This window comes from Sorangium sp. So ce295 (genome assembly GCF_051527405.1).
GTDB classification, from domain to species: Bacteria; Myxococcota_A; Polyangia; order Polyangiales; family Polyangiaceae; genus Sorangium; species Sorangium cellulosum_B.
Map to the genome: position 1 here is coordinate 10,743,041 of NZ_CP150324.1, position 22,512 is coordinate 10,765,552.

Annotated in this window: 16 protein-coding genes; 12 read left to right on the plus strand and 4 right to left on the minus strand. The window is 70.7% G+C overall.

Annotation, left to right across the window (positions count from 1 at the left end; translation table 11 throughout):
- Positions 1-228: 228 nt before the first annotated feature.
- Genes WMF11_RS40755 through WMF11_RS40770 form a run of 4 tightly spaced genes read left to right on the plus strand, consistent with a single transcriptional unit; the run spans position 229 to position 3,683 of the window.
- On the plus strand, positions 229-1,893 hold the full coding sequence (locus tag WMF11_RS40755; protein WP_437904510.1) for an isocitrate lyase/phosphoenolpyruvate mutase family protein: 1,665 nt from the start codon (positions 229-231) through the stop codon (positions 1,891-1,893).
- A gap of 4 nt (positions 1,894-1,897) precedes the next feature.
- On the plus strand, positions 1,898-2,419 hold the full coding sequence (locus tag WMF11_RS40760) for a thiamine pyrophosphate-binding protein (RefSeq protein ID WP_437325131.1): 522 nt from the start codon (positions 1,898-1,900) through the stop codon (positions 2,417-2,419).
- Positions 2,416-2,979 (plus strand): thiamine pyrophosphate-dependent enzyme, encoded by a 564-nt coding sequence (locus WMF11_RS40765; RefSeq protein WP_437904511.1) that lies wholly within the window; start codon positions 2,416-2,418, stop codon positions 2,977-2,979. Before WMF11_RS40760 ends, WMF11_RS40765 begins: the two co-directional genes overlap by 4 nt.
- On the plus strand, positions 2,976-3,683 hold the full coding sequence (locus tag WMF11_RS40770; protein WP_437974617.1) for an NTP transferase domain-containing protein: 708 nt from the start codon (positions 2,976-2,978) through the stop codon (positions 3,681-3,683). Before WMF11_RS40765 ends, WMF11_RS40770 begins: the two co-directional genes overlap by 4 nt.
- 56 nt (positions 3,684-3,739) lie before the next feature.
- Here WMF11_RS40770 and WMF11_RS40775 read toward each other — a convergent pair whose 3' ends face one another.
- Entirely contained in the window at positions 3,740-4,693 is a 954-nt protein-coding gene (locus tag WMF11_RS40775) for a CDP-alcohol phosphatidyltransferase family protein (protein WP_437974618.1), read from the minus strand.
- Between the two features lie 413 nt (positions 4,694-5,106).
- Here WMF11_RS40775 and WMF11_RS40780 point away from each other — a divergent pair, with 413 nt between their 5' ends.
- Entirely contained in the window at positions 5,107-5,475 is a 369-nt protein-coding gene (locus tag WMF11_RS40780; RefSeq protein ID WP_437904514.1) for a PDZ domain-containing protein, read from the plus strand.
- 18 nt (positions 5,476-5,493) lie between these two features.
- Here WMF11_RS40780 and WMF11_RS40785 read toward each other — a convergent pair whose 3' ends face one another.
- Positions 5,494-5,889, minus strand: a complete 396-nt coding sequence (locus WMF11_RS40785; RefSeq protein ID WP_437545211.1) for a YbjN domain-containing protein — start codon at positions 5,887-5,889, stop codon at positions 5,494-5,496.
- Positions 5,890-6,163: 274 nt separating this feature from the next.
- Here WMF11_RS40785 and metK point away from each other — a divergent pair, with 274 nt between their 5' ends.
- On the plus strand, positions 6,164-7,414 hold the full coding sequence (gene metK, locus WMF11_RS40790; protein WP_437545213.1) for a methionine adenosyltransferase: 1,251 nt from the start codon (positions 6,164-6,166) through the stop codon (positions 7,412-7,414).
- 322 nt (positions 7,415-7,736) lie between these two features.
- The gene (locus WMF11_RS40795) at positions 7,737-9,041 is read left to right on the plus strand and encodes a hypothetical protein (protein WP_437974619.1); all 1,305 of its coding nucleotides are present in this window, start codon (positions 7,737-7,739) and stop codon (positions 9,039-9,041) included.
- A 65-nt stretch (positions 9,042-9,106) separates the two neighbouring features.
- On the opposite strand, the gene WMF11_RS40800 is transcribed toward WMF11_RS40795, so the two are convergent.
- Complete coding sequence (locus tag WMF11_RS40800; RefSeq protein WP_437911074.1) at positions 9,107-9,742, minus strand: phenylalanine--tRNA ligase beta subunit-related protein; 636 nt, start codon at positions 9,740-9,742, stop codon at positions 9,107-9,109.
- A 149-nt stretch (positions 9,743-9,891) separates the two neighbouring features.
- On the opposite strand from WMF11_RS40800, the gene WMF11_RS40805 reads away from it, so the two are divergent.
- Both WMF11_RS40805 and WMF11_RS40810 read left to right on the plus strand, forming a co-directional pair.
- Complete coding sequence (locus WMF11_RS40805) at positions 9,892-12,570, plus strand: O-antigen ligase family protein (protein ID WP_437974620.1); 2,679 nt, start codon at positions 9,892-9,894, stop codon at positions 12,568-12,570.
- A gap of 58 nt (positions 12,571-12,628) precedes the next feature.
- Positions 12,629-13,891 carry a hypothetical protein gene (locus WMF11_RS40810; protein WP_437974621.1) on the plus strand — a complete coding sequence of 421 codons (1,263 nt, stop codon included), beginning with the start codon at positions 12,629-12,631 and terminating at the stop codon, positions 13,889-13,891.
- Here the strand turns inward: WMF11_RS40810 and WMF11_RS40815 are convergent.
- Positions 13,888-17,367 (minus strand): FG-GAP repeat domain-containing protein, encoded by a 3,480-nt coding sequence (locus WMF11_RS40815; RefSeq protein WP_437974622.1) that lies wholly within the window; start codon positions 17,365-17,367, stop codon positions 13,888-13,890. The two genes, WMF11_RS40810 and WMF11_RS40815, sit on opposite strands and share 4 nt — an antisense overlap.
- A gap of 265 nt (positions 17,368-17,632) precedes the next feature.
- On the opposite strand from WMF11_RS40815, the gene WMF11_RS40820 reads away from it, so the two are divergent.
- The 3 genes from WMF11_RS40820 to WMF11_RS40830 all read left to right on the plus strand — a co-directional run bounded on the left by WMF11_RS40820 (position 17,633) and on the right by WMF11_RS40830 (position 22,490).
- On the plus strand, positions 17,633-19,945 hold the full coding sequence (locus WMF11_RS40820) for a GumC family protein (protein ID WP_437974623.1): 2,313 nt from the start codon (positions 17,633-17,635) through the stop codon (positions 19,943-19,945).
- A gap of 12 nt (positions 19,946-19,957) precedes the next feature.
- Positions 19,958-21,511, plus strand: coding sequence for a hypothetical protein (locus tag WMF11_RS40825; RefSeq protein ID WP_437974624.1), 1,554 nt, complete (start codon positions 19,958-19,960; stop codon positions 21,509-21,511).
- A 169-nt stretch (positions 21,512-21,680) separates the two neighbouring features.
- Complete coding sequence (locus tag WMF11_RS40830; RefSeq protein WP_044966717.1) at positions 21,681-22,490, plus strand: hypothetical protein; 810 nt, start codon at positions 21,681-21,683, stop codon at positions 22,488-22,490.
- The last annotated feature ends 22 nt before the right edge of the window (positions 22,491-22,512 follow it).

Sequence of the window (22,512 nt, forward strand, 5' to 3'; positions counted from 1 at the left end):
CTGCCCCGGTCGTGCCCTTCCATTGGCGGCACAGGCGAACGGTGTTAAGGCAGGCCCCGTTCTGAAGCCCGGCTCCTCGGGGAGGAGAGCGAGATCAGGCGCCCCCCGGAGCTGCCCGCGCGCGGTGACGACGGGGCGCCGCTCGCCTGGGACGCGCACCGCGACACCTGCAGCCGCGGTCGCCCGTCGGGCGGAGATGGCAACACCGCGCGGAGGAGTGGACGAGACGTGACCAAAGCCAGGAAGCTGCGCGAACTCATGGCCCGCCCCGGGCCGATCGTCATCATCGGCGCGCACAATGGGCTGTCTGCAAAGATCGGTGAAGAGGCAGGGTTCGACGGGCTCTGGGCTTCCGGCTTCGAGATCTCCGCGAGCTACGCGGTGCCGGACGCGAACATCCTCACGATGGCGGAGAACCTCCAGGCCGCCAAGATGATGAACAGCACGTCGCTCCCGGTCATCGCGGACTGCGACAACGGCTACGGCAACGCCGTCAACGTCGTCCGCTGCGTCGAGGAGTACGAGGCGGCGGGCATCGCGGCGATCTGCATGGAAGACAACATCTTCCCGAAGCGCTGCAGCTTCTACGCCGGCGTGAAGCGCGAGCTCGCGGACGTCGAGGAGCACGCGCTCAAGGTCCGCGCGGCCAAGGCGACGCAGAAGGATCGCGACTTCGTGGTCATCGCGCGGACCGAGGCGCTCATCGCCGGCTGGGGGATGGAGGAGGCGCTCCGCCGCGGCCGCGCCTACGCGGACGCGGGCGCCGACATGGTCCTCATCCACTCGAAGAGCAAGGACCCGGACGAGGTGCTCTCCTTCGCCCGCGCGTGGGACCGCCCGAACACGCCGCTCGTCTGCGTGCCGACGATCTACCGCACGACGAGCGTCGACACGCTGCACAAGGCCGGCTTCAAGCTGATCATCTTCGCGAACCACGCGATCCGCTCGTCGATCAAGGCGATGACGGAGACGCTCCAGACGCTGAAGCGCGAGATGTACACCGGCAGCGTCGACGACAAGGTCGTGCCGCTCGAGCGCGTCTACCAGCTCGTGGGCGTCGACAAGATGAAGCAGGAGGAGTCGAGCTTCCTGCCCTCCGGCAGCCCGGGCGTCACCGCCGTCATCCTCGCCGCCGGCCAGAGCCAGGGGCTCCTGCCGCTCACGGAGGAGCTGCCGAAGCCGATGCTCGACCTGAAGGGCAAGAGCATCCTCGAGCGGCAGATCGACGTGCTCAACGCCTGCGGCGTCAAGGACGTCGCCGTCGTGCGCGGGTACAAGAAGGAGGCCATCAAGGTCCCGAACGCCCGCTTCTACGACAACGACGAGTACGCGACGACGAACGAGGTGTCCTCGCTCTTCCGCGCCTCCAAGGAGCTGAGCGGGCCGTTCCTCTTCCTCTACGGCGACATCGTGTTCGAGCGCGGCCACCTCGAGAAGCTCCTCAAGAGCCCGGCGGACATCTCGATCGTCGTCGACCGCGCGTACGCCGAGGGCCAGCGGCCCAAGGACGCGCGCGGCGTGCCCGACCTCGTGGCCCTGAAGGACGCGCAGGAGGCCGGCTACCGCTTCGTCGGCGCCGAGGCGCCGCACCGGGTGGCCCGCGTCGGCCGCGCGATCCCCGCGGGCGAGGCGCACGGCGAGTTCGTGGGCATGGCCATGTTCACCGCGAAGGGCGCGCGCCTGCTCACCGACTGCTACCACCAGCTGCAGGAGAGCCGCGCGAAGGGCGGCTTCCACGAGGCCGAGTCGCTCCGCAGCGCGAGCTTCACCGACCTGCTCCAGGAGCTCATCGACCGCGGCGCGGACGTGCAGGCGATCGACGTTTACAAGGGGTGGCTCGAGATCGACACGTTCGAGGACTACCGTCGCGCCTGGGCGCTCATCAAGGAGTGAGGCGATGTCCCACGGTTCCCACGGTTCAGGCAAATCGTACGCGCCCGAGTTCGTCGCCGCGCTCAAGGAGGCGGGGTTCGACTTCTTCGCGGGCGTGCCCTGCTCGCTGTTGAAGGGCCTTGTCTCGCTGCTCGACGCCGACGCGAGCGCCCGTTACATCTCGGCGACCCGCGAGGACAGCGCCATCGGGATGGCCTTCGGCGCCTGGCTCGGCGGCAGGCTGCCGATGGTCCTGATGCAGAACTCCGGGCTCGGCGTCTCCGTGAACGCGCTGGCCTCGCTCAGCACGATGTACGAGGTGCCCGCGCTGCTCGTCATCTCCTGGCGCGGCGAGGGCGGCAACGACGCCCCGGAGCACATCATGATGGGCGAGATCATGCTCCCCATCCTGGATCTGATGAAGATCCAGCACCGCGTCCTCCGCGCCGCCGAGCCGATGGGGCCCCAGGTGCAGTGGGCGAAGGACGTCATGCTCTCCACCAGGCAGCCGGCGGCGCTCATCGTGCCCGCGGGGGTGCTCGAATGAACAAGCTCGAAGCGCTGAAGGTGTTCACGGCGGCGGTCGGCAAGGACGACCTCGTGGTCTGCTGCAACGGCATGATCGGCCGCGAGCTCTACACGACGCAGGACCGGCCCTCGAACTTCTACATGATCGGCTCGATGGGGCTCGGCCTGTCGATCGGCCTGGGGCTCTCGCTCGCGCAGCCGCGCAAGCGGATCTTCGTGCTCGACGGCGACGGCAACGTCCTCATGGGCATGAACGCGCTCGCCAGCGTCGGCAGCGAGCGGCCGGCGAACCTCGTGCACGTCGTCCTCGACAACCGCTCCCACGCCTCGACGGGCGGGCAGCGGACGATCTCGGGCGACGTGAAGCTCGAGTCGGTCGCCAGCGCGGTCGGCTACCGCGCCACGCACCGCGCCGACTCCGTCGATTCCTTCGAGGCGTCGCTGCGCGTCGCGCTCGTGCAGCCGGGCCCGGTCATGGTCCTCGCCCTCGTCGACGGCGGCACCGTGAAGGGCATCGGCCGCGTCGCGGAGACGCCGCAGGAGCTCGCCTCCCGCTTCGCGGCCGAGGCGCGCCGATGAGGGCGATCCTGCTCGCCGCCGGCCGCGGCCGGCGCATCGGCCGGGACGCGCCCAAGTGCCTCATCTCCATCGAGGGCAAGACGCTGCTCGAGCGCCACCTCGTGAACCTCACCGAGAGCGGCGTCACCGATCTGACGATCGTCGTCGGCTTCCGGCACGAGATGATCGAGGACGCGCTCGCCTCGCTCCGCCCTTCGCTGAAGATCGAGCTCGTCAAGAACCCGCGGTTCACCCACGGCAGCATCGTCTCGCTCCACGTCGCGGCCGACCGGCTGTCAGACGGCGGGCTGTGGATGGACGCCGACGTGCTGTACCCCGCCGCGCTGCTGCGGCGCCTCGTGAGCTCGCCCCACGAGAACTGCCTGCTGGTCGACGCGAGCTCGGAGGAGAGCGGCGAAGAGATGATGGTCGGCGTCCGCGCCGGCCGCGTCCTCAAGATCGCGCGCCGCGTGGGCAAGGACTGGGACCTCGCCGGTGAGACCGTCGGCTTCGCCAAGGTCGGCCCGCAGGGCGGTCGCACGATGCAGCGCCTCCTGGAGGAGGAGGTCTCCGCCGGCCGCCTCGATCAGGAGTACGAGGCCGCGATGGACCGCGCTTTCCAGGAGGTGCCGTTCGGTATCGAGCGCGTCGATGACCTGCCCTGGACCGAGATCGACTTCGAAGAAGACGTGGAGAAGGCCCGCCGCCTGGCAAGCGCTCTCTAGAGCGGGCTCTGGCGGGGACTGCGCGGATCTGAGCTCGGCGGCGCAGGGCGCCGAGCTCAGGCGACGGCCAGCTTCGCGCGGCGGGATGCGCCGCGGAGGAACCAGCCGTTCAGCCCGATGACCGCGACGATCCAGACGACCCCGCCCGTCGCGAAGAAGACCTGACCCAGCCAGAGCTGGTTCACGAGGAGCGTCAGCACCACCATCGACAGGAACGCGTCGCCGTTCGATATCGCCCAGAGCGCGCCGATGAGGCGCGTGAGCGGCGACGCCTCCTCCCGGATCAGCTGCTTTACCTGATCCGCGCTGGTCGAGGACCGGCTCCGCCGCGGGTCGAACCACTCGTGCTCGAACGCGAGGTGCCCCATGCGCCCGATGAAGACATCGAAATGGGCAAAGAACGAGGAGGAGGGGCCGAGCGCCTGGATCTTCCGGCGCAGCACGTCCGCCGTCTCGTCTGTGCCCGTCTCGAAGATCGAGCAGTACTTGAGCTTGAAGTAGTCCGCGGAGAAAGAGCGCAGCGCCCCCTGGAGCAGCGCGATCAGCAGGAGTGCGTTCGTGGACACGGTCGCGCTCCACGGGCCCTCCGGCGGCGGGTGAAGGTGAACGTGCCAGAAGATGCCGGCATAAAGAAAGACGACGCCCAGCCAGTCGGCCAGGCCGTCAATGGCGTGACCGGCGGGGCTCACCATCCTCTTCGCCCGCGCCAGCGCGCCGTCCACGCAGTCCAGGATGGAGCGGAGCTCGAACACGAGCGCCCCGGCGATGAGGTGCCTCGGATCATCGAACGTCACCAGGTAACCGGCCAGCGCGGCGAAGAGCGGCTGAACCAGCGTCACCTGGTTCGGCGTCACCGGCGTCCTCATCAGCGCCCGCACGATCCAGCGCGCGATCGGGTACCGATAGTAGCGATTGAGCGGGTCCTCCATCCGCATCTTCCAGCCGCCGGGCACACCGCCGGACTGGGCGGCAGGTGTCGAGCTCTCGGCAGCGGCGCGCGGTTCAGGCATGGGCGATCCCGGCCCGGACTCTAGGGCAGCCGCCCCCGGGGACCAACTGGATTGCGACCTCTCGATGGACATGGCGTGACAGATCGCTGCAAGCCCGCGTCCCGGCGCCACGCCGCGCTTTCCAGGGCGTATCCCGCGCCTCCGGCGACCAGCCGCGTAGTTGTTTGCGCTCCTGAAGCCCCACCGAGAACCGCGCTTCGCACCTCGCGTGCGGACGCGACAGGCACACTCGGGCGCTCCCTTCCTGAAAAATCACATTCTCTCGCCTGCGGCGCAGTGGCGTTGCGACGTTTGACGAGCGCGCGCGTCCGCTGGAGCCGGTCTGACATGGCCGCCGCGCCCCGCCGCGCGCTCCGGGGGGCGCCCTGCGAGAATGGCGGCGCGCCGGGGCTCCTCGGCGCTATGGTGCCGCGGTGGCAAGCAGGTCCTGGAGCGCGGCGCTCCTGCTCGTGGCCGCGGGGTGCACCGCGAGCGTGGGATCCATCGGGGCTGTCCTTGGGCGAGATAACGAGTCGCTGGCGCTCTACGTGCGCGACGTGCCGCCGGGCCTCGCCGCCGAGCGAGCGGGGCTGATCCCGGGCGATGAGATCATGATGATTGATGGCGTGTATGTCCGGGATCTCTCGTCGGCAGCGGTGCGCGATCGGCTCCGCGGCGCCGTCGGGAGCGCCGTCGAGCTCACCGTCGTCCGCGGGCGCGACGTGCGGCGCGTCCGGGTCGTGCGCACCGAGCTAAGGGCGCACGAGGGGCTCAAGCCCAGAGAGGAGCAGATCCTGCCTTGAAGCGGGGCCGGTGACCGCTCATTGCGCGGCGAGCGCCACGAGCTCGGCATAGTGCTTGTTCGCGTAGAAGGAGAGCACATCGACGGCGTCGCGCACCTCGCTCGGATCGAGGTCCTCGAGGCGGTACTCGACGCTGAGAATCACGTCGCCCTCCTCGTCGGCCGAGAGCTTGGCCATGTTGATCTCGCGGTTCAGCTGGAGCAGGCGCCGCACGATCGCGTCGCCCTCTTCGAGCTCCATCGGGAGCCGCACGAACGGGATCACCGCGAAGACGACGAAGGGGGGCGCGAGCCGCACGAACAGCGGGAAGAGCCGCTCGGCCCCCTGGAAGTCGCTGCGCATGGTGTCGTTGGATACGACCTCCACAGCCCAGCCCTCGCGCTCGAGGCACGCCTTGATCTCGTCGAACATCATGCGCGGCATCATAACCTCTGACGGCGCGGCGCACTCGGGGCGAGCGCGCCGGCCGGGAGCGCGCCGGATCGACGGATCGACGGATCGACGGATCGACGGCCCGACGCCCCCCGCTCGCCCGGTCTCGCTTCCACCTCGCGTCCACACCGACGGCCCGGAGGCAGCTCGTCCGGCCGGCGCTTTTGTCCGCGGAAGGCCGCGGCTCGCGTTGACGGTGCCCCGCGCTCGAACTATGCGTAGAGGTCCGATTTCGAGTCCGCCGAAGGAGCGATTCATGCGCCGTTACCAGTTCACATCCGAGTCCGTCACCGAAGGACACCCCGACAAGGTGTGCGACCAGATCTCCGACGCCATTCTCGACGGGATCCTCGAGAAGGATCCGACGGCCCGCGTCGCGTGCGAGACCCTGGTGAAGACGGGGATGGCCGTCGTGGCCGGCGAGATCACCACCTCGGCGTGGGTCGACATGCCGGTCGTCGTGCGCAACACCATCAAGGACATCGGCTACACCGACGCCGCGATGGGCTTCGACTACGAGACGTGCGCGGTGCTCACGGCGATCGAGAAGCAGTCGCCCGACATCTCCCGCGGCGTCACCGAGGGCGAGGGCCTCTTCAAGGAGCAGGGGGCAGGCGACCAGGGGCTCATGTTCGGTTATGCGACGGACGAGACGTCGGAGCTGATGCCCTCCCCCATCAGCTATGCCCACCGCCTCGCCCGGAAGCTCGCCGATCTCCGCAAATCCAAGAAGCTCGACTGGCTGCGCCCCGACGGCAAGACCCAGGTCACGATCGAGTACGAAGACCAGACGCCCGTGCGCGTGAGCGCCGTCGTCGTGTCGACGCAGCACGGCCCCGAGGTCAAGCACAAGACGATCGTGGACGCGGTGCGGAGCCTGATCATCGAGAAGTGCATCCCGGCCAAGCTGATGGATAAGAGCACGAAGATCTACGTGAACCCCACCGGCCGCTTCGTGGTCGGCGGCCCCTTCGGCGACGCCGGCCTCACCGGCCGCAAGATCATCGTCGACACCTACGGCGGCATGGGCCGGCACGGCGGCGGCGCCTTCAGCGGCAAGGACCCGACGAAGGTCGACCGCTCCGCCTGCTACTACGCGCGCTACGTCGCGAAGAACGTCGTCGCGTCCAAGCTCGCGGCGCGCTGCGAGGTGCAGATCGCCTACGCCATCGGCGTCGCCCAGCCGGTCGGCGTCCACGTGAACACCTTCGGCACGGGCCGCGTAGGTGAGGACGTGCTCGAGAAGTACATCATGCAGAACTTCGACATGCGGCCGAAGGCGATCATCGAGCAGCTCGATCTGCTGAAGCCCATCTACCGAAAGACGGCCGCGTACGGCCACTTCGGGCGTGACGAGTTCACCTGGGAGAAGACGGACCGCGCGGCCAAGCTGGCCGAGGACCTGCTGCGCCCGACGCTCGCCGCTGTCCCCGCGGCCACGAACGGCTCCGGGAGCAAGAAGGAGCCGAAGCGCAAGGGCAAGAAGGAAGTGGGCGCCCAGGCCTGATCGTTCAGAGCGCTCCGCCCGCTGCGTGTGAGCGGGGCGAACCGTGGACGGCCCCCCGGAGCGGCCGAGAGCGCCGGCGCTGTGAAAGCGCCGGCGCTCTGCGTTTTGTCGCCACGACCCGCGTCTCCTGGAGCGCGCGTGACCATGGCGCCTGGGTCGGAGGGAGGGGCCACGATGTGGGCATTCACCTCACAAAAAAGCACCGGCCTTTGCCGGGATGGGCTGACTGCTGCGGCCGCTTCTGCTGATAAAATCATCGACGACTCCCGTATCGCCGGATCGACCGAACCTCCCTGGTTCCATGCGACCTCGAGGAGCACCGATGAGACCTTGGTTGAATTTCTTGAGCTTCATCACTGCGGCCGGGTGTCTGGGCACGGCCTGCACCGGGAACATCGGACCGGTAGGCGGCCTTGAGGTCGGGGAGGGCGGCGCCGCGAGCGCCTCCAGCACCGGCGCGATACCGGCCACGACAACAGCCGAAACGACGGCCGACGCGACGACCGTCGCCACGTCCGCGGGGGTGGGCGCGGGGGGCGCGGGCTGCAGCGGCTCGCCGGACGCCGACGACGACGGCGACGGCTTCACGGAGCTCGGCGGCGACTGCGACGATTGCAACGCGCTGATCAACCCGCGAGCGCTCGAGCTCCCGACGGTCGGAGGAGAAGGGGGAGCCTCGCCGGAGCCCGTGGACGACGACTGCGACGGCATCGCCGACAACGTGCCCGAGCCGTGCGACGACGGGATCCCGCTCGACGACCTGGATCCGCTCAACGCCGCGAGGGCCGTCGAGCTGTGCAAGATGTCGTCCGGGCCCGACGACTGGGGCGTTGTCTCCGCCGCCTGGGTCATGGTCGACGGCGCGCCGCCGCCGCAGGAAGCCGAGCTGCTCGCCAACTTCCATCTCGGGCACGGCATCCTCCCCAAGTTCGGCCCCAACGTCCCGCCGAGGGCGGGCACGCGGCTGCTCGCCCTCTCGAGCGGCACGGCGCGGACGCAGAACGACGAGGGGTTCGAGAGCCCGCAAGGCTTCGACAAGAAATACGAAGGTGATTTCCCCGAAGACTTCCCGAAGGACCCCCGCGGCTGTGACGATCTGGTGCTCGCGAAGCCGTCCGACCCGACCGCCGTCGAGATCACCCTCCGGGTCCCGTCGAACGTCCGCGGCTTCGCGTTCAACGTCAATTACGTCACGTTCGACTGGCCCGTCGTCTGCGACAGCTTCAACGACTACTTCGTCGCGTTCCTCTCACCGCGGCCGGCCAACCTCATCGATGGCCACATCCTGTTCGACAGCGAGCGGAACGCGATGAGCGTCAACAGCACCTTCATCGACGTCTGCGCCTGCGAGAGCGGCCCTCCCTGCGATCTCGACGGCAGGGTGTACGCGTGCACCCGCGGGATCCGGGAGCTGCTCGGGACGGGGTTCGAGGGCCGCGCAGGGACGAGCTGGCTGGTCACCTCGGCGCCCGTGGAGCCGAACACGGAGATCAAGATCCGGTGGGGCGCATACGACGCCGGAGACCATCAGCTCGATTCGACCGGGCTCGTCGACAACTGGCGGTGGCTCACCGACAAGGACGAGAGCGTGATCACGCTGCCCGATCCCCCTGCGCCGGCGCCGTAGGGCATATCGCGGCAGCGGCGGCGCGCCGGCGCGCGTCGAGAGGCGATGGCCCGCGCGCCGGGCGTTCAGGCCGCGATCGGTGCGTCCGAGGTCGCCGCGCCGATGCCGGCGAGCAGCTCCTTGTACCAGGCGGCCGCTCCCGCCGCGCGGCCCGGAAGCGCGCGGCTGCCCCAGAGGACCGAGAGCGTGCGCGTCGTCCCCGCGTGCGTCTTCGTCCGTTGCGCGTCCTTCACGGCGTTCGCGCACGGGCCGTCCGCGTCGAAGACGCAGAGGAGCCCCTCGAGGTCGATCTCCTGCCCCGAGGCGTTGAACACGTACCGGGAGCCGGCGGGCGCGACCTCGATGCGGAGCGGCGGGCGGGCGCGATCGAGATCGATCACGCTGATGGGCAGGCCCGTGTGCAGCGACACGGCGTTGCACGCGTCCACGGCCGCGTTGATGGGCGCGAGCGATCCCCCCTCGGCGGCGCGGATGAGGTACTCGGAGGCCGGCTTGCCCCGGCCTGTCGGCTTGTAGCCGCCGTGCCGGAGCAGATCGCGGACCGCCGACCGCACGGCGTCGTCCGAGCGGAACGGGGCCGAGGCCTTGTCGGACAGGAGGCCGCGGAGCGCGTCGTTCCCCTGCAGCTCGCCGAGCGGCGCGGGGAACGTCGTGACGAAGGCGGCGACTTCGAGCAGAGGATGCGCCGAGAGCGTGAGCACGCGGCGCACTCTACACGACGACAGCGCTCCTGGATGGATGCTCGTCATCTCACGCTCTCTCGGTCAATCCCGGGAGTGCGCAGGTCGACTCGATGGTGCCGTGAGCGACCCCGTCCCTCTGCGGCGCAGATCGACTACCCTGGCCGGCCGTGACGACGGACTCCACACGCCCGAAGCTGAGGTCGCCCGCCGAGCTCCGGCGCTCGACGGGCGCCGCGGCGCGGAGCCGCCCAGGAGGCGCCGCACCACCGCTCGCCGAGCGCGTGATCCCGTGGCTGCTCGGGGCCGTCGTCGCCGGGTCCGTGCTCGCCATCGGCGCTGTCCATACGCCGACGCTGGCCCTGGTGTCCGCGGTCGTGGCGATCGCCGCCGCGCTCTCGCTCCGCGCCAGCGCGCTCGCCGGCGAGCCGTCTCCCGTGAAGACGCTTCCGGCGCTCACGCTGCTCGGCTTGACCGCGTATACGCTGCTGCAGGCCGCGCCGCTGCCGCTCGCGTGGCTCGAGCGGCTCTCGCCGGCGAGCGCCGACATCTGGTCGCGCTCCCTGATGCCGCTCGGCGAGGCGGCGCCGCGGTACGCCAGCGTCTCGCTCGACCCCGGCGCCACGCTGGTGGAGGCCCTGAAATGGCTGACCTATACCGGCGTCTTCCTCACGGCCGCGTTCGTCGGCGCGCGGCGCGGCGCGAAGCTCGGGATCACCCTGGTCTTCGGCAGCGCGTTCCTCGCCGCGCTCACGACGATCGCCCACGGGCTGCTCGGCGCGACGACCGTCTTCGGCCTGTATCAACCGCGGTTCTCGGTGGCGTCATGGCACGTCGGGCCGCTGCTCAACCCGAACAACCTCGCCGGTTACCTGAACCTCGGCATCCTCTCGGGGGTCGGGCTGCTGCTCACGAGCAGGCCGCTCCTGCCGCCCTGGGTCGCCGGCGTCGGGCTCACCGCGATCGTCGGGGTCGGCATCATCGCGTCGTCTCGCGGAGGGCTGCTCGTGCTGCCGCTCGGCCTCGCCCTCTTCGCGTTGCTCTCGCGGCGGCGGCGCGGCAGGCACCGCTCCGGCCCCCGCGGCCGGGGCGCGGCGGCCTGGCTGTTGAGCGTGGCCATCGGCGGCGGCGCGCTGCTGGCCGCGCTCGCCGCGACGAACCGCACGCTCGCGGAGATGGCGGACGACAACCTCGACAAGCTGTCGCTCTTTCGCTCGACGCTCCCGCTGCTCGCGGATCACTGGCTTTTCGGCATCGGGCGCGGCGCGTTCGAGACGGTGTTCCCGGCGTACCGGCAGTCGCCGGGGAACATCGTTTTCACGCACGCCGAGAACGTCGTGATCCAGTGGGCGGCCGAGTGGGGCGCTCCGGTCGCGGCGGCCTCGCTCGTCGCGCTCGGCGTCGCGTTTCGCCCGGGCAAGATCGCCTTGCGCGCGAGCACGGCGGCGCTGGGCGCCTGGGTCGGCTGCGCGGTGCTCGTCCTCCAGAACCTGTTCGACCTCGGGCTCGAGGTGCCAGGCGTCAGCATCGCGCTCGCAGCGACCCTGGGCTCGCTCTGGGGTGAGGCCCACGGCGAGCGGCCGCGGCACGAGGCCCCGGCAGGCGAGCCCGGCCCGGCGCGGTGGCGGCCGTGGCAGGCGGCGGCTTGCGCCGTGGTTTCCGCGCTCGCGCTGGTCTCCCTGATGGTGCGCTTCGGCTGGCGCGACGTCGACCACGACCGCCGGTCGCTGCGCGCGCAGAGCGACGCCGGCGCGGCGAGCGGCGCCGGCTGGCCACGCTTCCGCGAGGAGCTCCGCGCGGCGATCCTCCGCCACCCCGCGGAGCCGTACTTCCCGCTGCTCGGCGCGGTCGCCGCGCTCCGGGGCAGCGGCGAGAGCCCCATCCCATGGCTCCAGCGCACGCTCGAGCGCTCACGCCGCCACGGGCGCGCCCACCTCCTGCTCGCGGAGGTGCTCGCGTCCCGCGGCGCCAAGGAGCAGGCGCTCCTGAGCCTGCGGCTCGCCGTGGAGGACGACCCCGGCGTGACCGACACGGCCGCGGTGCTCGCCCGGCAGTGGACCCACACGTGGGAGGAGCTGCTGCGGGCGGTGCCGGAAGGCAAGGCCGGGGTCGAGGTGCTCGAGCGCATGGCCACCGCGGGCGACCGCCGGGAAGAGGTCGACCTGCGCCTGCGCTGCGCGGAGGAGGCGATCGCGCGCGACCCCGCGCGGGTCGGAGCGCACTGGGCCGCAGGCGACGCGCTGCTCGCGATGCTGGAGGTCCCGGGCTCCGCCCGCTGCGGCGGTGACGACGGGCGGAGGGCCGCCTGCGAGCGGGAGATCGAGGCGCACGCGGCGGCGGTGCAGGGCCTCGACGACGACTCGTTCTTCGCGGTCCAGCTGAGGGCGCGGCTCCTCCTCCTGGGCAAGAAGAGCGCGGAGGCGGAGCAGCTGCTCTCGGGGAGCTGCGAGCGGCTGGACAACCGGGCCGGCTGTCTTCGCCTGCGGGTCGTCGCGGCGGCGCAGATGGCCTCGTCCGAGAAGCTCCTCCCCGCGCTCCGCGAGCTGCTCTCCGCGTCGTGCACCACGCTCGCGGCGTGCGCGGCGACGTCGACCTGGGCCGGCGACCTGCTCGCGGCGCGGCAAGACCATCCGTCGGCCGTGACCTACTACGCGCGGGCAGCGCAGGACGAGCCGACCGAGGAGCGCCTCCTCAAGCTGGCGGACGCCGCCAGCCGCGCGGGCGCGCACATCGAGGCGTCGAAGGCGCTGGAGCGCCTGCTGCAGCGGCGCGGGGGGCAGGACCCTGCGCTGCGCAAGCGGGTCCTCGAGGAGAAGGCGAAGGCGCTGGCGCCTTCGCTCAGCCCGTAGGTAGATTGCGCACGATCGTGCCCCTCTTCGCCTTCCTCCCTCTCCTTCGAATCGCCCTGTGAAGCTGTCGTCGTTGCTGCGCGCTGGGATGCACGGCGGCGCCGGGGTCGCCTTCGCGGTCATCCTGCCTCGCGCCGTCTCGCTCGCGGCCCAGTGGGTGCTTGCGCTGTCGGCCGCCCCCGCGGCGCTCGCCGCGCTCGCCAACTACACGTCGCGCGGGATGGTCGTCGTCGCGCTGGTCTCCGCCGGCCTCGCGCCGACCCTCGCGCGCCGGGCGCGCGCCTTCGCGACCAGGGGGGGCCGCGCGCTCGTGGGCGGCGCCCTCGCGCTCGTCGCGGTGTTCGCCTTCAGCTGCACGCTCGCCCATGAGCTGACCACCGGGCTGGGCGGGACGGCGGGGTTGGTCACCGCGCTCTTCAGCGCGTGCTCGCTGCTCGCCGCCGCCTCGCCGAGCATCTGGCCGAGCTGGCAGCTCCGGGGGCGGTACCTGCACGCGCTCGCGGTGCTCCTCGTCTTCTCCCCGGGCGCGTCCATGCTGGCCGCGCTCGCGGGGCGCCCCGATGCCGTCGCCGTCGCGATCGGGATCGCCGGCGCCTCGCCTGCGCTGCTCCTCGTGCGCCCGACCCGGCTCCGGCGCGCCGCGCGTTACGCGATGCTCGTCGTCCGGCGCGCGGTCCCGTACTCCATCGCGAACTTCGCGACCGTCATCGTTTACCCGATCTCGCTCAGCGCCAACCTGAAGCTCATCGGCGATCATCGCGTGGGGCAGCAGGTGCTCTACTGGTCGTTCGCCGCGGTGCTGTCCCAGGCGTCGCAGGCGTTCGCCGCGCGCGCGGTCGCGGGCGCGAGCAGATCGGGAGACGAGGCGGCCTGGCAGGCGCGCGCCGTGCGCGCCTGGCTGCCTCCGGCCGCGCTGCTGTCGCTCCTCGGCGCCGCCATCTATGTGATCTTCACGGTCCGGATCCCCGGCCTGCCGCACTCGGGGGCCGCGCGCGACGCGATGACGATGACGATGCTGGTCTCTGCGGTGGCTCCGCTCGTCACGGACGCCATGTGCATTTACTTCTCCGGCCCAAGCTCGCGCCGCGTGCTCGCGGCGGGCAGCGTGCTGAGCAGCGCATGCGTGGCCGGATGGCTCCTGCTGGCGCCGGCGCCCCTGGTCCGCCATTTCGGTGTGTTCGGCCCTTCGGTGCTTGTCGGCGTGGCGCGCCTCGCCTTCGTGATCGACGCGCCTGTGCGGCGGTACACGCTCGGCGCACTGCTCCTGCTGATCGCGGCGTTCGCGCTCACGCTGGCGCTCGGCGGGGGTGTGAGCTTCTAACGCGCCGGCCGCACGTCGCGCGGCCAGCGCCCGCGAGGTGCCCTGATCGCGCGGCGGCCCGGCGGCGCGCTCGTCGTCCCGCGGGTCCTGCCGAGGGCGACGAGCGCCAGGGCGATAGCGCCGAGGCCGGCCGCCCACGAGGCCGGGCGCTGCCCCGGCGCCTCGGTGCACACGCAACCACGGCCGTAGAGGAGCGTGTCGTCCCATCCGGCCGCGCCGGCTCCGCCAGGACCTGCGCTGCCGGTGCCCCCTGCTCCGCCGCCGGCGCCTCCTGCTCCACCGCCGCCAGCGCCTCCCGCTCCACCGCCGCCAGCGCCTCCCGCTCCACCGCCGCCTCCCCCTTCGCCCTGCGGCATCCTCACGATCACGCCGTCCGACCCCCGGTCCGGCGAGAGCCCGGCGGCAGAGATCGCGCGCACGCCGACGTAGTACTTCGCCCCGTCGAGGAGCGGCAGCCCGCCGACCGAGGCTTCGACGACGTCGCCCACGTCCTGCCAAGCAGGCGAGCTCAGGTAATCGCCTTGCCCGCCCACGACCGTCACCTGATACGACGTCGCGCCCTCGACCTTCGACCACCTCATGTGGAGCGTGTCCCTGGTCTCGATCTCGTCGATGTCCTCGCCCTGCTCGCCGCTGCCCGGATCGACATCCCAGACGAACTCGGGCGCCGGCAGGATCTCGTGCCGCATGTTGTAGAGGTAGCCGTCTGCCACGCTCACGAGGATGTCGTCGTGTCCGTCACCGTCGGTGTCCGCGAGGCTCGGTGAGCCGACGGGGCTGCCGAAAGCATAGGACCACACGAGGCGCGCCGAGCACGCGTCGACCGCATAGAGGAAGCCGTTCGTGGAGCCGACGATGGCGGTCGGACCGGCGGACGCGCGCCCGGTCAGGTTCCCCGAGATCGCCACATCTCCGAGCTGGCCCATCGGGGCGCCCGCCTGTGCTGCGGCGTCCTCCGCGTCGAACGCGCCGTCGCCCGCGAGGACGATGAAGCTCGATTGCCCCCCGCTGGCGGCGTCCAGCACGGAGAACGTCAGCCGCGCCGGATTCATGAACGACCCCTCGACGAGGACGGTCTTGCCGTCGCAGCGCGCGATCGCGCCGTGCGGGTAGGGACGGATGTCCTGCGCGCCCTTCCACAGCGCGGCGCTCAGGTCGTGCGGCAGCGCCCGCGCGGGGGCATACCCCCCCTGCAGGGTCATCTCGAGCCGATGATCTCCCGACACATCGGCGAGGATGGGCATGAAATAGAGCAGCGTCTCCGGGTTCTCGCCGAGGGGGCTGCCGTTCCGACCCGAGAGCACCTTGGCCCTGTTGATCGCGACCGCCACGTCCTCCGCGCCGTCTCCGTTCCAGTCGGCGATCGCGACGGCCTGGGTGCCGGCGGAGGCGTCGATACGGTGTTTCCACCGCTCTCCGCCGCCCCCATCGATCGCGACGACCTCGGTGCGCAGGTTCGGATCCACCGTGACCGCCACGAGCTCGCGCGCGCCGTCTCCGTCGAGATCTCCGTGCAGCACGTCCCACGCGGGGGGCTTCTCGAGCGGAGTCTCGCTCGTTTGCCTGCCGTTCGCGTCGAGCGTCGCGACGGCGTACTTCACCGGGTCGGTGAGCGGGTGCAGCCGCCTGAAGCACGCGAGCGTCGCGGGCGAGCTCCCCTCGGCGGGGGCGATGGACGCGCCGAACGCGTCCCTCACGCGCCAGGCAGGCTTGGCCGGCGCCACATTGCTCGCGCCGTCGGACGCGACCCGGACGAGGTCGCCCCGGCTGTCGACGACCACGACGCTGGCGGCGGCGTCCTCCGGAGAGAACCTCGCGGCGAGCGGGGCGCGGCCAAAATTGACGAAGGCGCCCGGGCCTGTGTAGAAGCCGCCGACGCGCATCCCGGGCAGGACGTCGCGCCCCTCCCGCACGAGGTTCAAGGGCTCGAACGACGCGTCGAGCAGCGTGAGGAACCCATCGGCCCGGGAAACCACCAGCCGCGGCCACGACGGAGCGCTCGCGACGGGTAGCTCGAGCGCCGCGATGCCGCTTCCGGGCCCGACGGAGTAGACGGCCGCGACCGTCGCCCCGCCCCCCTGCATATCCACCGCGGTGAGCGCCACGGGCTCCGACGTCGACTCGAGCACGAGCTCGCCGCGTCCGTCGCCCGTGAGATCCGGAGTCACCAGCGAGAAGGAGAGGTTCGTCCTGCGGGATCTCGCCCAGTCGACCCGCGTGCGCACCCGCTCGCCGTCCAGCGACCAGAGCCGCTCCAGCGAGCCCCCGGCGGCGCGGCTGAACCGGTACGCCGACACGCGCTCTTCGCGCGACGTGACGATCCATTGCTCGGAGCCCGCGTCTCCCTGGACCGCGCCCTGCGCTATCGCGTCGGGAATGGTGGCGAGCACGGCGCCCGTGGCGGCATCGAGCACGAAGGACGTCCAGGCTTCGCCCACCTTGCCGCTCGCCAGCACCTCGAGCGCGCCGTCTCCGTCGAGATCCCACGCGAGGCGCGTCGGGGCGCGGGCGTCGCCGCCGTCATTGGGGCTGAGGGTCTTTCGCCAGACCACAGCGAGCGACGGGCTCTCGTCCGGCCTGTACGCGAGCAGGGTGACCTCGCGCGCGCCCTGGTTGCCGCGGACCCGATTCTGGAAGCAGAGCGCGTGCTGACCGGGGCTCGCCCGATCGCCCATGGTCACCGCCTCGCAGACGGCCCCGCCGAGATGGACGCCGATGCTGGCCGACTCCGCAAAGACGTCCCCCGAGCCCGAGACGAGGAATAGCTGGTCATAGGAGGACACGAGGAGATCGTCCGCGCCGTCTCCGTTCCAGTCGCCCACCGTGTCGATCGTCGCGTTGCAATGCACGCGCCGCGGAGGAGGAGGCAACCGCTCGACAGCGCCGAACCCCCCCGCGAAGCTGTAGATGACACCCGGGCTGTCCGTGCGCACGGTGCAACAGCCACACTCGTCCAGGAAGAGATCGAGATGACCGTCGCCGTTGAAATCGGCGAGGCGCGCGGCCCCGAGCGTTCCTAGCTCCGAGGCGTCCTCGCGCCACAGGATGCGTCCGCTCGATCCATCGATGACCGCCGCGCCCGCGCCGCTCAGCGCGACGATCTCGAGCCGCCCGTCTCCGTCGAGATCGTCGACGGAGTGCAGCGTCTGCAATCCCAGCGATGGGGTGCTCCAGCGGACGAATCCCAGCGGATCGGAGAGGACGACGCGGCCGCCGGACACAAAGAGCAGGTCGATATCGCCATCCTGGTTCGTATCCCCTGCGAGCACCCGGCCTGTCCCCAGGACACCGCCGAGGTACGCCCGCCAGTAGGGCGCCGGCTTCACGATATTGCTCGTGGACGACGTGGCGCCCGTGCGCTGCGCGTCGTGACGGGCAGATGGCCAGTCGGCGGAGGCCGAGGCCGCATCGAGGAGGAGCGCAGAGCAAACCGCGCTCGCGACCGCGCCGCGCGCCATGAAGGACGATCGTTCCATTCTGACTGCCCGAGCGCGTTTTCCGCTTCCGGACGCGCGGCCGGAGTGTACTCCATCAGCGCGAGCGTCGCACCGCGCGAGAATGTGCCGCACCTCGCCTCCCCGACGCCAAGCCGCGCATTGTCACGACGCGCACATTGTACCACATCGTCCCCCTGTCGAGAACCCCAGCTTGAATTTTGGAGACGCCGCGGGCACCTTACCCCTCCGCGCGGACCTCTACCCTCCACGAAGGCGCTTCGAAGGCGCTTCGAGCGCATGACTTATGGCCGACGACTCCAGAGCCCCCTCCACGACCGCTCTCCGCGACGACATCTCAAACGAGCGCGCGTTCGACCTCGTCGTCACCTGGCGAACGGTCAGCAAGCACTGGGCCATCGCGCTGACCACCCTGCTCCTGGTCGCCCTCAGCGTCACGTTCTATACGCTCGGCCAGAAGAAGATCTATCAATCCGCGGCGACGGTGCAGTTCGATCCGAACCCTCCTCGGCCGCTCGGCCGCGGGGTCGACACCGTGGTCGACATGGGCGCCGGCTCGTACTGGAATAACCGCGAGTACTATGAAACCCAGTACAAGGTCATCCGGTCCATCCGGGTGGCGCTGGCGGTCGTCGCCCAGCTCAACCTGCAGAACGATGCCTATTTTCTGAAGGACCTCCCGAAGGACGCGGCCTCGCCCGGGCCGATGTCCGTGACCCCGGAGGAGGCCGCGGAGATCCTGCGCGAGCGGCTCGTCGTCGAGCCGGTGAAGGACAGCCGCCTCGCGGTGATCCGCTACAACGACGCGGATCGCGAGCGGGCTCAGCGCATCCTCACCACGTTGATGGACCTCTACATCGAGCAGAACCTCGATGACGCGCTCGCCTCGACGAACTCAGCGGTCGATTGGCTCCGGGCGCAGCTCGACAAGCTGAAGTACGATCTCGAGGCGAGCGAGACGTCGCTCCACGAATACAAGCTCAGCAAGAACATCCTCGACGTCGATTTCGAGGACAAGACGAACCTGCTGCGCGAGGAGATGAAGCAGATCAACGACGCTCTCACGTCCGTGCGCACGAAGCGTGAAGAGTTCGCGGCCCGGAGCCACGAGCTGTCGAAGCTCGATCCGAACACCCCGCTCGACCTCCCCGCCTCCGAGCTCATCCAGAGCCCGGTCCTCCAGATGCTGCGCGCGCGCCAGGAGGAGTGCGTCCGTGAGCGCGACGCGCTCATCGGCTCTGGCAAGGGCGAAAACCACCCCGACGTCCGCGCCGCGACCGAGCGGGTCGCCGCCAACAGGAGCGCGCTGGTCGCCGAGATCAAGAACGTTCAGGGCGCCGTCAACCGCGATCTCGCCATCGTGAAGCGCCAGGAGGGGGGCCTCGTGGGGCTGCTCGAGGACGCGAAGAAGCAGGCGTTCGAGCTGAACTCCCTCAAGATCGAGTACGATCGACTCCGCAGGACGAAGGACAACACAGAGAAGCTGTACCAGCTCGTCCTGGAGCGCACGAAGGAGAGCGATCTCCAGCGGATGCTGCGGGTGAACAACATCCACGTCCTCGATCGGCCGAACTTCCCGCTCACCGCCCTGCGGCCGCGCGTCGGCGTCAACATCGGGATAGGCATCCTCGCCGGGCTGCTCCTCGGGATCGGCGCTGCGCTGGCGCGAGCGATGCTCGATCGCACGCTGCGGACGCCGGATGAGGTCGAGCGGGAGCTCGGGCTGCCCTTCCTCGGCCTCCTCCCGGAGTTCGACAAGCGGGAACAGAAGGAAGCCCAGCGCCGCAGGGCGCGCCACCGCGGCAAGGCCGCGCCCCAGCTGGGCCGGCGCGAGCTCGTCGTGCACGATCAGCCGACGAGCGGGATCGCCGAGGCGGCGCGCGCGATCCGGACCAACCTGCTCTTCATGTCGCCCGACCGGCCTTACAAGACGCTCCTCATCGCCAGCGCCGGCCCCAGCGAGGGCAAGACGACCGTGTGCTGCTGCATCGCCGTCGCCATGGCGCAGGCCGGACAGAAGGTCGTCCTCATCGATTGCGACCTCCGCAAGCCGCGCATCCACCAGATCTTCGGCAAGAGCCCGGAGCTCGGCGTCACCAGCGCGCTTCTCGACGACTCCGTGGTGGACGACGAGAGCGCGCTCAAGACCGAGGTGGAGAACCTCTACGTCATCCCGGCAGGGCCGATCCCGCCGAACCCGGCGGAGCTCTTGCACAGCGAGCGCTTCCAGGCGCTGCTCCAGAAGCTCCAGAGCCGCTTCGACCGGGTCATCATCGACAGCCCGCCCATCGTGGCGGTCACCGACGGCGCCGTGCTGTCGACGCTGGTCGACGGCACGGTCCTCGTCGTGCGCGCCTCCGCGACGAGGCACGACTTCGCGCGCCATGGGATCCGCGCGCTGCTCGACGTCGGCGGCAAGACCGTGGGCGTCGTGCTGAACGCCGTCGATCTGAAGCGCCAAGAGTACGGGGTGTACCACTACTATGGCGACAGGAAGGACGGCTATTACCATGCGCCCTCCGAGCCGTCGCCCCCGGCCCCGACGGACGCTCCTGCACCCCCCTCGCCACCCCCCTCTCCACCCTCCTTGCCGAACTGAGGAGCGCCGCCGTTGCCCTCGCTGAGACTCCCCCGCGCGCGCGGCGCTGCGCGCGCCGCCGGCGCGGCGCCCGCGCGGCGGACGAAGACGCCCCTCGGCCGGGTCACCGCGACGCTCCTCGTCGGGACGCTGGCGGCCCTCGGCCCGATCCTCGAGGGAGCGCTCGGCGACGGCCGCGGATGGACGATCGGCCTCTTGCTCTTGCTGGCCGCCCCGTCGCTCGCCCGCGCCAGCGGCCCCCGGTTCCATCCGCTGGATCCGGAGACCTACATACCAGCCGCCTATTTCCTCAGCGTCGCCTACTCACCTATCCTGCGCCTCCTCATCTCCCGCGAGTTCTCCCTGTCGAGCCATGAGACGGCAGCCATGGAGGTGGCCTATGCCGGCGCGGTCGGGTGCGCCCTCGCCTGCACCGCGCTGAGCCGCCCCAAGGAAGCGCCCGACCTGCAGCGCCTCGTCCCGGCGCACAGGCCCAAGGCGACGCTGGACCAGGACTGGGCCACGATCCTCGTCGGCATGGTGGGCCTGGGGCTCGTGGCCACGTGGATCGCCACGATCGGCGTGGGGCGGTTCTTCTCGATGAATTATGCCTCCAATCACCTCGAGGCAGATGGCAAAGGGCTGCTCACCGGCGGCTGGCACCTCATCGGGGTGGCCGTCGTTTACCTCTTCCTCCGGGTCGTATCGCTCCGCAAGGCGGGGCTGACCGTGCCGAGGGTGGTCTCGCTCGCGGGGTTCTGCTTCTTCGTGAGCTTCCTGCTCAACACGATCATGGGCCGGCGGGGCCCCCTCGTCTGGACGATCCTCTCCGTCGCGCTCGCCGCGCATGCCTTCGGCATCCAGATCCGACGCGTGTGGCTGGCCATCGGCATGGTGGGCGTCCTCTTCTACGGCATCGTCGTGGAAGGCGCCCGCGCCGAGCAGGGCAGCGGGCTCGACGCGCAGATATCGTCGGCCAGCGCGTACCTCGATCGGATAGAGAACCCGCTGGAGATCGGAGAGCTCCAGCGCGTCTACGCCAACCTCGTCAGCGTCGTGAACGAGCAGCCGCCCATCATCAGCTACCCAGGCGAGAGCTGGGTGAACGCGTTCCTCATCCTGGTGCCCAAGCCGCTCTGGAGCGAGCGGCCGCTCGGCCTCGCGCAGCGATATGCCATGTGGACGGCCCCCGACCTCGCGCGCCGCGGCGCCGGCTTCGCGATGGGCGCCGCCGCCGAAGGGTACCTGAACTTCGGGCTCGCCGGCACGGCCATCGAGATCGCGGTCTTCAGCGGGCTCTTCTTCATGATGCCGCTCCTCGTGGCCGGCGCGCGCGGCTCGCCCCTGCTCGCCCGCGCCGCGGCGGTGAACCTCGCCTCGTTCGCGTACAACCAGTTTCGCGGCGAGCTGACCGCGCTGCTCAAGATCACGGTGTCGCTGGCGATCGCGCTGCTCGCGGCGGTGGTGCTCACCTCGGTGGTCACGCACCTGCGGCGCGGGCTGGCCGCCCTCGGCCCGACACGCCGGAGATCCGGGCAGCGCCTGCGCGATCCGCGCCTCGGGCCCTCGTCGGCGCTGGGGCGGTAGCCGCGCCGACCGGGGTTGGCCGGCGCGAGGACAACGCGGGACCGCGCGCCCGCAAGCCGCAGGATGGACCGCGCGGCGCGCGGCGTCGGAACATGAAGAGCGGAGAAGCCAGGTCCCTATCGTCATGAGATTTCCCTTTCGTTTGAACCGTTCAGGCTGGCCGGCGCGCATGCTGCCTCGCAGGGTCTGCTTCCCGGACCCGCGGGCCCTCCTCCGGCCCGAGGAGATCACGTCGCCCGAGGTGTTCTCGGAGCGGATCTCCGTCCTCTTGCTGGGCGGCACCTACAAGACGACGCGGCCGGGCAGGCACCGGCAGAGCGACGCCCTCCTCGTGGGAGCGCTCCGCCAGAAGAGTCCCGTCGTCCTCGACGTCGGTGCCTCCGACGGGAGCACGGCGCTCGATCTGATCACCGCGCTCGGCGACGCCTTCGAGGCGTACTATGTGACGGACAGGGCGCTCTCGCTCCGGGTGCGCGCCGACGACCGCGGGCGCGCGTTCTTCTATGATGCGGACGGCGCCTGCGTCCTCGCCGCCACCCCGCGCTTGCTGTTCTATCCCGCAGCGGCGGGATCGCGCCGCTGGCCGCGCTGGGTGCTCCCCGGGTGGCGCGGCGCCATCCCGCCGTTCGACCCGGCCTATCCGGAGGTATCGCTCGTCCAGCCGCGGCTCCGCGAGATCGCGCGCCGTGACGCGCGCGTGCGCCTCAGGCCCCACGACATCTTCCAGCCGTGGGACGGCCCCGCGCCGACGGTCGTCAAGGCAGCGAACATCCTGAACCGCGCCTATTTCTCCGACGATCAGATCCGCCGAGCCGCGCGCAATTTCTGGCGCGCGCTCGCGCCTGACGGGCTGCTCCTTGTGATCGACAACCGCGACGCCGAGAAGGCCTCGCTGTTCGCGCGAACGGAGGGCGGCTTCGGGCACATCGACAGCATCCATGGCGGAACCGAGATCAAGGAGCTCATCCTGAGCTGCTGAAGCCCCTCGTTCATCGGCAGCG